This window comes from Bacillus sp. PS217 (assembly GCF_037963535.1).
Classification (GTDB): Bacteria; Bacillota; Bacilli; order Bacillales; family Bacillaceae; genus Bacillus; species Bacillus subtilis.
Genome location: NZ_CP150157.1, coordinates 473067 through 485858 on the forward strand (window position 1 = coordinate 473067; position 12792 = coordinate 485858).

Genomic DNA, 12792 nt, shown 5'->3' on the forward strand with positions numbered 1-12792 from the left:
TGCGTGCTCCCGAAAACAAAGATTGCGTGTTTTTCGGGTTGGGACGGTCTATAAACATGATAAAATATGACATAAACAGTTTTTGATGGGAGAGGGTGAAGGAATGAAGAGCGGGGTAATTCCTTCTTCAGCGGTCGGTCAAAAAATTAACGAGTGGTACAGATATATCCGGACATTCAGCGTGCCGGATGCCGAAGTGTTAAAAGCTGAAATCCAGCAGGAACTGAAACACATGCAGCATGATTCCAACTTGCTGCTTTATTATTCACTAATGGAATTCCGGCACCAGCTTATGCTGGATTATCTTGAGCCGTTAGAGAAATTAAATATCGAAGACCAGCCAAGCCTGTCTGAATTATCAAGAAACATTGACAGCAATCAGGCAGATCTCAAAGGGCTGCTCGACTATTACGTGAATTTTTTTCGCGGGATGTATGAATTTGATAAGCGGGAATTTATTTCTGCCATTACATACTATAAACAGGCGGAGAAAAAGCTCTCCTTTGTCGCAGACCATATTGAACGGGCTGAATTTTATTTTAAAATCGCGGAAGCTTATTATTATATGAAGCAAACGTATTTTTCATTGATTAATATAAAAAACGCCTATGAAATTTACGTGGAGCAGGAAACCTATAATGTGAGAATCATTCAGTGCCATTTCGTGTTCGGGGTCAACCTGATGGATGAAAGAAATTTCGAACAAGCCGCACGCCATTTCAAATTGGCGCTCAACATGGCCCAAGCAGAACAAAAAGCCCAGCTGGTTGGAAGAGCGTACTACAATCTCGGGTTATGCTATTACAATCAAGACCTTCTAGACCCTGCCATTGATTACTTTGAAAAAGCGGTCTCCACATTTGAAAGCAGCAGGATCGTCAATTCTCTCCCGCAAGCCTATTTTTTAATCACCCTGATTTATTATAAACGGGGAAAACATGATAAAGCTTCGGAATATCACAAGCGGGGCTATGAATATGCTAAAGAAACAGACGATGCAGACTATGCCGTAAAATTCGAGTTTTTGCAATCCCTATATCAGGATCAGCCCAATGAAGAAGGAATCGAACGATGTTTCCAGTACTTAAAAAATAAAAATATGTACGCTGATATAGAGGATTTAGCCCTAGAAGTAGCAAAATATTACTATGAACAGAAATGGTTTAAACTGTCTGCTTCCTACTTTCTACAAGTTGAAGAGGCAAGAAAACAAATACAAAGGAGTGAAGGTTTGTATGAAATTGAAATCTAAGTTGTTTGTTATTTGTTTGGCCGCAGCCGCGATTTTTACAGCGGCTGGCGTTTCTGCTAATGCGGAAGCACTCGACTTTCATGTGACAGAAAGAGGAATGACGTAAGAACAAGCCCCTTCTCATTTGCGAGAAGGGGTTTTTCTTTTCAAAAAAACACCGCAAGACATAGTCTTGCGGTGCCGCCTTCATGGAGATTACGTTTATTTAGTAGCCTCCTACAAATGCAGTTCCCACAATGATCAAGAGGATAAATAACACAACAATCAAAGCGAAAGAAGTTCCGTAACCTGACATTTTGTGCACCTCCTTGCGAGATTGCTTCAGCAAATGCTGCAAAACTGTGGCGGACAGGGTCCCGCAGAGACGGTCAGCAGCTTAGAAGCCGCCAACAAACGCAGCCCCTACGATAATTAAAAGAATAAACAATACAACGATTAAAGCGAAAGAACTAATGCCGCCGTAACCGCCGCCGTTAGAGTATCCTGACATAAGGTTTCACCTCCCTATGAAGGATACTATAAGATATGCTGAACTGATCCATTTGGCAGGGATAATAGTGGACAAGAAAAAAAATGAACAATTCGGCTATATGAAGGTGATATAAAAAATAGCGGGCGCTGCCGCCCGCTATTTATGTACGATTAAGAGATTAATACGCCCGCGAAAAATTCCTGGTATAACGCTTGAACGGCTTTTCTTTCTTCGGCTTCTTTTACGCCAAACATCATGCTCACTTCAGAAGACCCCTGATTGATCATTTCGATATTCACCTGTGCCTCTGATAATGCTTTGGCGGCTCTTGCCGTTGTTCCGACATTGTGGCGCATCGCTTCCCCTACAACCATAATCAGGGCGAGATGATGCTCGACGATGACTTCATCGGCATGCAAATCCTCTTCGATCCGTTTGATGACGCTGCGTTCAGTGGCGGCATCCATTTGCCCCTGCCGTAAAATGATCGTCATGTCATCGATTCCCGATGGAACATGCTCATACGTCAAACCATGCTCCTCCAGGATGTGAAGGGCTCTGCGGCCAAAACCGATTTCTCTGTTCATGAGATATTTGCTGATATAAATGCTGCAAAAACCGGTGTCGCTGGCAATGCCGACGACAGGCCCGTTTGTGTTATCCCGCTTGCTGACGACGCGGGTGCCTTCGGCTGAGGGGTTGTTCGTATTTTTGATCTGAACAGGAATCCCCGCTCTGAATGCCGGAATGAGCGCTTCATCATGAAACACTGAAAAACCCGCGTAGGACAGCTCCCGCATCTCTCTATATGTCAGCTCGCTGATTTCCTTTGGATTCTCAACGAAGGACGGATTGACAGAATACACAGCGTCTACGTCTGTAAAGTTTTCGTACAAATCGGCTTGTAGTCCGTTGGCAAGAATCGAACCGGTAATATCAGAACCGCTCCGTGAGAATGTGATCACCTCGCCATCCTTGCTGAATCCGAAAAAACCGGGAAAAATGATGAGGCCGTCACGTTCCCGAAGACGATAGAGGTTTTGATAGGATTCAGGAAGAACTTGCGCGTTGCCGGGTTCATTTGTCACAAAGAGGCCGGCATCCTTCGGGTTTACATATTCCGCTTTGACGCCTTTATAGCGGAAGTAAGCGGCGATCAGCTTGGCATTGTTATCCTCTCCGCTGGCCTTGACTGCGTCAAGGTATTGCTCGGGATTTCTTTTATCTCCTTCTAAAAGCGTAAACAGATCATCTCTGATTTTTTCGATAATGCCTTGCCCCAGCTGAAGCTCAGTGGCGATGAGAGCGTACCGTTCCACAACTGCTTCCGCCAGTTCAGGTGCGCTGCCTGTTGCCAAATATTGTTCTGCACATGCGATTAAGAGATCAGTCACTTTCGTATCCTCGGCATAGCGTTTTCCCGGAGCTGAAACGACTACAGCTTTCCGTGCCGGATCTGAGGTAACGATGTGAAACACCTTGTCAAGCTGGGCGCCTGAAGCAAGTGAGCTGCCTCCGAATTTAACGACCTTCATGTTTACATCTCCTAATGTTTAAAATTTTCACACAAATTTAGTATTTATTATCTCTCTTTCAGTACTGTAAATCAAGGGGAATTTCTTTCTGGAGAGAACATTTGTATTTTTCACGAGGAATAATGTCAGGTTTGCTGACCGTTTACCTGCGTTATAAAGATAAATATGGTAAACAGCCTAACGTTTTGGGATGGAAAATGGTTAGAATGATTAGTAAAATTGATAAATGACTAGGTTAATATTTTTAAAGAATATTGACTAACCCTAGAAAAATGGTAATATGTAAATGATAATGATAATCAATTACTATATGGCCATATTGTTTTGAGTCCTTGCGGAGTAGGAGATACGTTCTTTTTGCTGTAAGGATGTAAGGAGGCAGCATGAAGCTACGTTACTTATTTATTCTACTTATCATATTAGCAGTCACATCTGTATTTATCGGTGTAGAAGATCTGTCGCCGCTTGATCTCTTCGATTTAAGCAAACAAGAGGCGTCAACGCTGTTTGCAAGCCGTTTGCCGCGATTGATCAGCATTGTCATCGCGGGATTAAGCATGAGCATCTGCGGTTTGATTATGCAGCAGATCAGCAGAAATAAATTCGTGTCACCGACGACGGCGGGCACGATGGATTGGGCGAGGCTCGGCATTTTAATTTCCTTGCTGCTGTTTACATCCGCCAGTCCTTTAATCAAAATGCTGGTCGCGTTTGTCTTTGCCCTTGCAGGAAATTTTCTATTTATGAAAATCCTTGAAAGAATCAAGTTTAACGACACCATCTTTATTCCGCTTGTCGGTCTAATGCTCGGGAATATTGTCAGTTCAATCGCGACATTTATCGCATATAAATATGACTTGATCCAGAATGTGTCATCATGGCTGCAGGGAGACTTCTCTTTAGTCGTGAAAGGAAGATACGAGCTTCTTTATCTGAGTATTCCGCTCGTCATCATTGCCTATGTGTATGCGGATAAATTCACATTGGCCGGTATGGGTGAAAGCTTTTCTGTCAACCTCGGCCTCAAGTACAAACGGGTTGTGAACATCGGGCTCATTATCGTGTCCCTGATCACGTCCCTTGTCATTTTGACTGTCGGTATGCTGCCGTTTCTGGGTTTAATCATCCCGAATATTGTATCGATTTACAGAGGAGACAATCTGAAGAGCAGCCTGCCGCATACTGCGCTGTTGGGAGCGGTGTTTGTGCTGTTTTGCGATATACTGGGCAGAATCATTATCTTCCCTTATGAAATCTCGATTGGCCTGATGGTCGGAATCATCGGCAGCGGCATTTTCCTGTTTATGCTGTTAAGGAGAAAAGCCTATGCGTAACCAGATGAAAATAGCTTTGCTCGTTGGTTTAGCCATTGTATGTATTGGCTTGTTTTTGTTTTATGACTTAGGCAATTGGGATTACACCCTTCCGAGACGAATCAAAAAAGTCGCTGCCATTGTGCTAACTGGGGGAGCGATTGCGTTTTCGACCATGATCTTTCAAACGATTACGAACAACCGCATCCTGACGCCGAGCATTTTGGGCCTTGATTCTCTCTACATGCTGATTCAGACTGGCATTATCTTTTTGTTCGGTTCTGCGAATATGGTCATCATGAATAAAAACATCAACTTTATCATCTCTGTTCTGCTAATGATACTGTTTTCTCTTGTTTTGTATCAGATCATGTTCAAGGGTGAGGGAAGAAATATCTTTTTCCTTCTGCTTATCGGAATCGTGTTTGGCACGCTGTTCAGCAGCCTGTCTTCCTTTATGCAGATGCTGATTGATCCGAATGAGTTCCAAGTTGTGCAGGACAAGATGTTTGCCAGCTTTAACAATATCAATACGGATTTGTTATGGCTCGCGTTCATCATCTTCCTGCTGACAGGCGTTTATGTCTGGCGTTTTACAAAATTTTTCGATGTGCTGTCGCTCGGACGCGAGCACGCCGTGAATTTGGGCATTAACTACGACAAAGTGGTGAAGCAGATGCTGATCGTGGTTGCGATTTTGGTTTCTGTTTCAACAGCGCTAGTCGGGCCGATTATGTTTTTAGGCCTTCTGGTCGTCAACCTGGCGAGAGAATTCCTGAAAACATATAAGCATTCATACTTAATCGCAGGCTCCGTTTTCATCAGCATCATTGCGCTGGTCGGAGGGCAGTTTGTGGTTGAGAAAGTGTTTACCTTCTCAACGACGCTGAGCGTCATTATTAATTTTGCCGGCGGGATTTATTTTATCTACTTGCTGTTAAAGGAGAATAAATCATGGTAGAGGTCAGAAATGTAAGCAAACAATATGGCGGGAAAGTTGTTCTTGAAGAGACGTCAGTCACGATTCAAAAGGGCAAAATCACCTCGTTTATCGGTCCTAACGGCGCCGGCAAAAGTACGCTGCTGTCTATCATGAGCCGCCTGATCAAAAAGGATTCCGGCGAGATTTACATAGACGGACAAGAGATTGGAGCATGTGACAGCAAAGAGCTTGCCAAGAAAATGAGCATTTTGAAGCAGGCGAACCAAATCAATATCAGGCTCACGATCAAAGACCTCGTCAGTTTTGGCAGGTTTCCGTACTCACAGGGCCGGCTGACAGAGGAAGACTGGGTTCATATTAACCAGGCGCTCAGCTATATGAAGCTGGAAGACATTCAAGACAAATACTTGGATCAGCTGAGCGGCGGACAGTGCCAAAGGGCATTTATCGCCATGGTCATTGCCCAGGACACAGATTATATCTTTCTGGATGAGCCGCTGAACAATCTGGATATGAAACACTCAGTTGAAATTATGAAACTGCTGAAACGGCTGGTAGAGGAGCTTGGAAAAACGATCGTGATCGTCATTCACGATATCAATTTTGCTTCAGTCTATTCTGACTATATCGTCGCTTTGAAAAACGGCCGAATCGTTAAAGAAGGACCGCCTGAAGAAATGATAGAAACGTCAGTGCTTGAGGAAATCTACGATATGACCATCCCAATTCAGACGATTGATAATCAAAGAATAGGTGTCTATTTTTCTTAATATATAGAAGAGGTGAAGAGCATGAAAAAGTTCGCATTACTATTCATCGCTTTGGTGACGGCAGTTGTCATTTCTGCATGCGGAAACCAAAGTACAAGCAGCAAAGGTTCTGATTCTAAGGAAGAACAAATCACGGTGAAACACCAGCTGGACAAAAACGGAACAAAAGTACCGAAGAGCCCTAAAAAAGTTGTCGTATTTGACTTTGGAAGCTTAGATACACTAGATAAACTTGGTCTTGATGATAAAGTAGCGGGACTGCCGAAACAAGCCCTTCCTAAATATCTGTCCAAATTCAAGGATGACAAATATGCTGACGTCGGAAGCTTAAAAGAGCCAGACTTCGAGAAAGTGGCAGATTTAGACCCTGACTTGATCATTATCTCAGGAAGACAATCTGAGTCTTACAAAGAATTCTCTGAAATTGCGCCGACAATTTACCTTGGCGTAGACACAGCGAAGTATATGGAATCATTTAAGTCTGACGCAGAAACAATCGGTAAGATCTTCGATAAAGAAGATGAAGTGAAGGATGAACTCGCAAAAATCGATCATTCAATCGCAGATGTAAAGAAAACGGCTGAAAAGCTTAACAAAAACGGTCTCGTCATCATGGCGAACGACGGGAAGATCAGCGCATTCGGTCCTAAATCAAGATACGGCCTGATCCATGACGTGTTCGGCGTGACACCGGCTGATAAAAACATCAAAGCGTCTACTCACGGACAAAGCGTTTCTTACGAGTACATTTCAAAAACAAACCCGGATTACCTGTTTGTCATTGACCGCGGTACAGCGATCGGTGAAACATCATCTACTAAACAAGTCGTTGAAAATGATTATGTGAAGAATGTAAACGCAGTGAAAAATGATCATGTCGTCTACCTTGATTCTGCTACTTGGTACTTATCAGGAGGCGGTCTTGAGTCTATGGCACAAATGATCAAAGAAGTGAAAGACGGTTTAGAAAAGTAAAACCAAAAAGAGCCTCCGCTAAATAGCGGGGCTCTTTTTTTGTTAATCAGCGTGCCGGCTGCTGTTCGGCAGGGCGCTGAGGTTTCTTTAATGTGAATGAGAGAAGGAAGCCGACAAGTGCAATGACGGCAGCCACTATAAAAGCGGCGTTCATGCCGTGCAGGGCGGCGTGCTTCACATTTGTCGTGCCTGCATGTGCCGCCTGGTTGCTCATCACGGAAACCAATAGTGCGGTTCCGATCGAGCCGCCGACTTGGCGAATCGTGTTGTTCATCGCAGTTCCGTGCGGAATCAAGTGGCGCGGCAGCGCATTGATTCCGGCTGTTGTCACCGGCATCATGATCATGGCGGTGCCTAAGAGACGAACGGTGTATAAAACGACAATCCAAGCGAGTGACGTATGGTCAGTCAGCTGCATAAACGGCAGAGATGTCAGGAAGATGATGCAGAAACCGGCAATCGCCAGCCCTCTTCCGCCGACACGGTCAAAAATTCTGCCGATAATCGGCGACATAAAGCCCATCACAACGGCTCCCGGAAGGAGCATAAGCCCTGTATCAAAAGCTGTGACGTCTCTGACATTTTGTGTATAAAGCGGCAGGATGGTTTCCGTACCGATCAATAATGCAAAGACGAGGGTTCCCAGCAGTGTTGTTAAACTGAAAATGCCAAACGTGAAGACGCGGAATTCCAGCATCGGTTTTTCAAGCTTCATTTGTCTTGTGATAAACAAGAGCAGCGCGATGACACCCACCAGCAGTGAAATCAAGACGGTTGAACTGGACCAGCCGTAAGAGCCGACGCTTGAGAAGCCGTACAGAAGGCCGCCGAACCCAAATGTTGAAAGGATGACTGATAAAATATCAATCTGTGTTTTTCTTAAAGTCGTCACGTTTTTCATCAGGATGCTGGCAAGAATCAAATCAATCACAGCAAACGGAAGAATAATATAAAACAATGATCTCCAAGAGAAAGCTTCGACAGCCCATCCGGAAAGAGTCGGTCCGATCGCAGGCGCGAATGAGATGACCAATCCGACCATACCCATAGCCTGGCCGCGTTTTTCAATCGGAAAGATTGTCAGGAATACAGTCTGCATGAGCGGCATCATAATGCCGGCTCCGGCCGCTTGAATGATACGCGCTGTCAGCAGAACCGGGAAGTTCGGCGCGAACGCTCCGACGACTGTTCCGGCAGTGAAAATGCTCATTGCTGTGATGAGCAGCGCCCGGCTTGTGAATTTCTCAATTAAAAACGCGGTAATCGGAATTAAAATCCCGTTGGTTAACATAAATGATGTGGTCAGCCATTGTGCTTGGTTGGCATCGACATTGAAATCCCTCATGATATGGGGAAGTGCGGTAATCAACAATGTCTGGTTCAAAATCGCCACAAACGCTCCGGCTAACAAAATGCCGACAATGACAGAACGGTTAAAAGGTTTTTGTTCAATACTTGTGTTCAATACATATCCCTTCTTTTCTCTAAGTAATTAACAGTGTTTTTAACATGGAAACGGGCTGTGTTAAAACACTGGTTTGTTCCAGATAGCCAATCAGTGATTTGAGTAAAAAAGCGCGGGGTTCTTCCTTCTTCGCTTCTTCCTCCAGCATGGCGGCTGCGGATGTCAGTTCATCTACGTCATAGTCCGCGGCGGACAGGGAAGAGATGCCTTTATGTAATTCCTTCAGGCTTTCCGATAATAGGACTGATTTATCCTTTGGCTTGTAGGAGGATGCTGAATGAATATAAAGCTCGATGGCTTCGGGCGGAAGAAGAGACTGGCGGGTTTCCCTGTTTTTGATAATCTGATTGAGGGTGCTGATGATAAACTCTGCGATCGGGTCAAGCTCAAGCGGTTTTTCCTCGATTTTGATCAGCATTAAAAACTCACGCATCATGCCGTGAAGAATGATAACCAAATCCCACACAAACGGGAGAATGGTTTCTCCATACGCCTGGATCAGCGAATCGCGGTGCCAGCAGATAATCGTCGATCTGGTCTGATGGATATGCTGTTTGACCCGGTCATTATGCAGCTTGGGGTTTCCGTAGGTCAGCATATTGAAAAACTGCTGATTCCGCCTGAAGCCCTCCAGTTCCATTTTGACCTTTTGCGTCAAACGCTCCTCCGGTGTAAGTGCGGTATTTTCCTGAAGTCTTGAGGCTGCGGCCACCATTTGCTTCTGGTTAAATGACAGCAGCTCCAAAAGCAGATCTTCTTTAGATTGGAACAGCTTATATATCGAAGCTTTTGACATCTTACATTCTTCTGCGATCGCCTGCATGGAAACCGACGTAAAATCCTTTTCCGAAAAAAGCTTTCGCGCGGCTAACAAGATATCTGTTTTTTTATCAAGCATCTCATGGCTTCCTTCTTTCTTGAACATTAGAAAACCCATTGGTTCACAGAAAACCAATGAGTAACTATGAAAAAATTTTACCAAATAAACAAAATAGAAGTCAATGGATTTTAACCGGGTAAATGAAAGGCCTGCCGGAAAATCCGACAGGCCGAATAAGAGCTTATTTTTCAACTTTAAATCCTTGTTTTTCAAGCATTTCACGGATGTGCGGATAGTACAGGCGCTCATAGTAGGAAGCGATGCTCTGTGACCAATTTCTTGTTTCTTTTCCGTTTGTCCGTTTATTCATGTATTCAGACATCTGTTCGTCGTATGCCTGAATGTGAGACGTCAGCTCATCCTGATTCAAATAAGTTTCCTGATGATTGACAGCTTCCTGCGGCAAGCGCGGTTTTTTCGCTGAACGGTCGGCAGGATGCCCAATGACAAGGCCGGATAAAGGGAACACGTATTTTGGAAGCTCAAGCAGTTCGATCAGCTCTTGAGGGTTTCCGCGAACCGCACCGATCGGAACTGTGCCAAGTCCGAGTGACTCAGCCGCTGCTGTTGCTGTGCCGAGGGCAATACCAGCGTCTACTGCGCCGACAAGAACAGATTCCAATCCATTTGTGATTTCCATTTTGAAATCATGCAGATCTTCAAGCGCAATTTTGGCCCGATTGAAATCTGCGCAGAACAGCAGGAAAACAGGAGCTTGATCGATCCATGGCTGGCCGCCTGCCAGCTCGGAGATTTTCTTTTTGCGCTCTTTATCCTGGACTGTGATCACAGTCACTTGCTGTCCGTTGATAGAAGAAGGGGCTGATTGCACCGCTTCAATGATTTGGTCCAATTGCTCCTGAGCTACAGGCTCATCTGTGTAGCTGCGAATCGAGCGGTGGTCTTTTAAAGATTTAATCACTTCATTCATATGGGACACCCTTTCTTTACTCGCTAAGCTCTGTGCGGACAACATCAAGAGGGGCGCTCAGCAGTTCTTTTCCTTTTGCGACAAACCCTTGGAAATGCGCAGTTTCGTTATGGAATTTCATTGCCGCTTCATCTTTCCATTTTTCAAGCATGACAAATGTATTTTCTTCGCCTACTTTTTCGAATAGGTCGTATTGCGCGTTGCCTTCCTCAGCTCTTGAATGCTGAACAAGTGATTGAGCCTCGCTCAAAAATTCCTCGCGTTTTTCTGGTTTTACTTTGATGTAAGCTTGTAATACGATCATTTAAATCTCCTCCGTTGTTATGCGAATTTATTGTTCGAATTTCATCGAACTAAATGTAACATGTATTCTAAATGAGGTAAAGGAAAAACCCTTATATAGTAAAATTGTCATTCTAATTGTTGTGTGATACATTTGTGTCATGAACATTCCAAACCATCCAGAAACAGAAACATTGCAGCTGACAAAGGTTCTTCATGCACTTAGTGATCCGCTTCGTTTAGAGCTCGTCAAGCAATTAGCTGAAGCAAAAGAAAAAACGTGCAGCACCTGTGCAGATGTGCAGGTTGCCAAATCGACTTTGTCGCATCATTTTAAAGTTTTGAGAGAATCGGGCATCGCTCAAGTTCGGATAGAAGGAAAGCGCCGGTATTATTCGCTTCGCGCTGAAGACCTTGAAAAGGCATTTCCGGGCCTGCTTGAAGCCGTGCTGAATGTAGACCAGGACCGCTGGTGAATCAATCCCCTGTAACGGGGATTTTTTTATGTCCGTAAACCGCTTTGAAAAGCCGCTGCACACCCTCCTGAATATCTTCTTCCTTCAGCCGTGCAAAACCAATAATGAGAGCTGGCCTGCCCGTTTGCCGCTTGTTTTCCTTCAAGTTAAATCGGCTCATTCCGAATATTTCAAGCTGCAGCCCGGCAGCATGTGACAGGATGTCTTGTTCGGTGCGCCTGGTATCAAATTCGGTAACAAAATGCAGCCCCGCATTTGCTCCTTTTACGGTTACCTCTCCGCTGAACTCTGCTTCTAAAGCGGTGATCAGGCGTTCTCTCTTTTCTTTATAATGCTGCTTCATTTTTTTTATATGCTTCTGATATTCACCAGACTCGATAAATTCCTGCAGGGTGAGCTGTGTGAGTGATGAGCAAGTCTGCAGATCATAGCCCCGCTGTTTGTATGCCCTCAACAGCTCAGGCGGCAACACCATATAGCTGATCCGCAAGCCGGGGAGAAGGGACTTTGAAAAGGTTCCCATATAGATGACATTTTGAAAACGGTCGAGGCTTTGCAGCGCCGGAATACTGTCTACATCATATGTGAATTCACTATCATAATCGTCCTCAATAATATATCGGCGCGGCTCCTCGGCTGCCCAGTTCAGCAGCTGAATTCTTCTGGATACAGGCATAATCGTTCCGGACGGAAACTGATGCGACGGGGTGGTCACCAGCACATCTGGCTGCTGTCTGGTGATTTCAGCAATCGACATGCCTTTTTCATCCAGCATGATCGTCTTTACTTGTTTTCCGGCATTCTTCAAAAGCTGATACATGCGCCTGTAGCCAGGCTCCTCCATCGCATACACGGCTTCCTTGGGTAAAAGCTCAGTCAACAGCTGCATGAGCACCTGTGTGCCTGCCCCTATGATCATTTGTTCCGGCCTGCATTTTACACCCCTCGTCAGGGAAATGAGCCTCGTAATGGCCGCTCTCACTTCATATATCCCTTGCGGATGTGACATATCGCCGAGCGTGCGGTATGAGCGGGAGGCCGCTTTTTGCTCGCAGCGGAACCAGCTTTTGATCGGAAAATGGTCTGTATCGGAACTCATGTGTGAAAACGATATCCAATCGCTCTGGTCGATGTGAATCTCTTTTAGGTCATCCGGCAGTGTAAATGGAGGGTGCTCCTCGGCGGAAAACATGTCTAGTTCCTCCACGAAGAAACCCTTTCGTTCAATGGCGTACAAATACCCCTCAGCCAGCAGCTGCTGATAGGCTGAATTCACTGAATTTAGGCTGACCTTGAGATTTTCAGCCAGCTCCCGCTTGGAGGGAACCTTCGAGTGCGGCAGCAGATTGCGGCTGAGGATTTCTTTTTTCAGCTTTTGATAAATTTGCTGATAGATATAATCGGCTTGTTCTGAACGATCGAGTGTAATCGTGATATCCATTTGTATTTTCTCCTTCTGATACCATCAAAAAGTTATAATTGGTACTTTTCATCATAC

The 12792-nt window shown here is 44.8% G+C and carries 15 protein-coding genes; 7 read left to right on the plus strand and 8 right to left on the minus strand.

Annotation, left to right across the window (positions count from 1 at the left end):
- The first annotated feature begins 103 nt into the window (after positions 1-103).
- Entirely contained in the window at positions 104-1252 is a 1149-nt protein-coding gene (gene rapC / locus NSQ83_RS02495; protein WP_015252823.1) for a response regulator aspartate phosphatase RapC, read from the plus strand.
- On the plus strand, positions 1236-1358 hold the full coding sequence (gene phrC / locus NSQ83_RS02500; protein ID WP_003224994.1) for a phosphatase RapC inhibitor PhrC: 123 nt from the start codon (positions 1236-1238) through the stop codon (positions 1356-1358). Before rapC ends, phrC begins: the two co-directional genes overlap by 17 nt.
- Before the next feature lie 99 nt (positions 1359-1457).
- On the opposite strand, the gene NSQ83_RS02505 is transcribed toward phrC, so the two are convergent.
- The 3 genes from NSQ83_RS02505 to NSQ83_RS02515 form a co-directional block, all read right to left on the minus strand.
- Complete coding sequence (locus NSQ83_RS02505; protein WP_015482794.1) at positions 1458-1547, minus strand: YjcZ family sporulation protein; 90 nt, start codon at positions 1545-1547, stop codon at positions 1458-1460.
- 81 nt (positions 1548-1628) lie between these two features.
- The gene (locus NSQ83_RS02510; RefSeq protein WP_032728921.1) at positions 1629-1742 is read right to left on the minus strand and encodes a YjcZ family sporulation protein; all 114 of its coding nucleotides are present in this window, start codon (positions 1740-1742) and stop codon (positions 1629-1631) included.
- A 152-nt stretch (positions 1743-1894) separates the two neighbouring features.
- The gene (locus NSQ83_RS02515) at positions 1895-3259 is read right to left on the minus strand and encodes an aspartate kinase (protein WP_015252822.1); all 1365 of its coding nucleotides are present in this window, start codon (positions 3257-3259) and stop codon (positions 1895-1897) included.
- Positions 3260-3642: 383 nt separating this feature from the next.
- Between NSQ83_RS02515 and yclN the strand changes: the two genes are divergently transcribed.
- The 4 genes from yclN to yclQ are packed head-to-tail and all read left to right on the plus strand — an operon-like array spanning position 3643 to position 7260.
- Positions 3643-4593: a petrobactin ABC transporter permease YclN gene (yclN, locus tag NSQ83_RS02520; RefSeq protein WP_014475804.1), complete on the plus strand. Its 951-nt coding sequence runs from the start codon at positions 3643-3645 to the stop codon at positions 4591-4593.
- Positions 4586-5533, plus strand: coding sequence for a petrobactin ABC transporter permease YclO (gene yclO, locus NSQ83_RS02525; protein WP_131227116.1), 948 nt, complete (start codon positions 4586-4588; stop codon positions 5531-5533). The genes yclN and yclO overlap by 8 nt, the downstream gene beginning before the upstream one ends.
- Positions 5527-6285 (plus strand): petrobactin ABC transporter ATP-binding protein YclP, encoded by a 759-nt coding sequence (gene yclP / locus NSQ83_RS02530; protein ID WP_003234487.1) that lies wholly within the window; start codon positions 5527-5529, stop codon positions 6283-6285. The genes yclO and yclP overlap by 7 nt, the downstream gene beginning before the upstream one ends.
- Before the next feature lie 21 nt (positions 6286-6306).
- The gene (gene yclQ / locus NSQ83_RS02535) at positions 6307-7260 is read left to right on the plus strand and encodes a petrobactin ABC transporter substrate-binding protein YclQ (RefSeq protein WP_014478834.1); all 954 of its coding nucleotides are present in this window, start codon (positions 6307-6309) and stop codon (positions 7258-7260) included.
- A 46-nt stretch (positions 7261-7306) separates the two neighbouring features.
- Here yclQ and NSQ83_RS02540 read toward each other — a convergent pair whose 3' ends face one another.
- From NSQ83_RS02540 to NSQ83_RS02555, 4 genes are all read right to left on the minus strand, one after another.
- The gene (locus NSQ83_RS02540) at positions 7307-8725 is read right to left on the minus strand and encodes an MDR family MFS transporter (protein ID WP_003234482.1); all 1419 of its coding nucleotides are present in this window, start codon (positions 8723-8725) and stop codon (positions 7307-7309) included.
- Positions 8726-8744: 19 nt separating this feature from the next.
- Positions 8745-9623 (minus strand): TetR/AcrR family transcriptional regulator, encoded by an 879-nt coding sequence (locus tag NSQ83_RS02545; RefSeq protein ID WP_014478837.1) that lies wholly within the window; start codon positions 9621-9623, stop codon positions 8745-8747.
- 163 nt (positions 9624-9786) lie between these two features.
- A complete protein-coding gene (nfsA, locus tag NSQ83_RS02550; protein WP_014475811.1) occupies positions 9787-10536 on the minus strand; it encodes an oxygen-insensitive NADPH nitroreductase in 750 nt (249 codons plus the stop codon).
- Between the two features lie 16 nt (positions 10537-10552).
- The gene (locus NSQ83_RS02555) at positions 10553-10840 is read right to left on the minus strand and encodes a putative quinol monooxygenase (RefSeq protein WP_003234477.1); all 288 of its coding nucleotides are present in this window, start codon (positions 10838-10840) and stop codon (positions 10553-10555) included.
- Between the two features lie 139 nt (positions 10841-10979).
- Here NSQ83_RS02555 and NSQ83_RS02560 point away from each other — a divergent pair, with 139 nt between their 5' ends.
- Positions 10980-11294, plus strand: a complete 315-nt coding sequence (locus tag NSQ83_RS02560) for a metalloregulator ArsR/SmtB family transcription factor (protein WP_003234476.1) — start codon at positions 10980-10982, stop codon at positions 11292-11294.
- A 1-nt stretch (position 11295) separates the two neighbouring features.
- On the opposite strand, the gene gabR is transcribed toward NSQ83_RS02560, so the two are convergent.
- Positions 11296-12735, minus strand: coding sequence for a transcriptional regulator GabR (gene gabR / locus NSQ83_RS02565; RefSeq protein ID WP_128441354.1), 1440 nt, complete (start codon positions 12733-12735; stop codon positions 11296-11298).
- Positions 12736-12792: the final 57 nt, after the last annotated feature.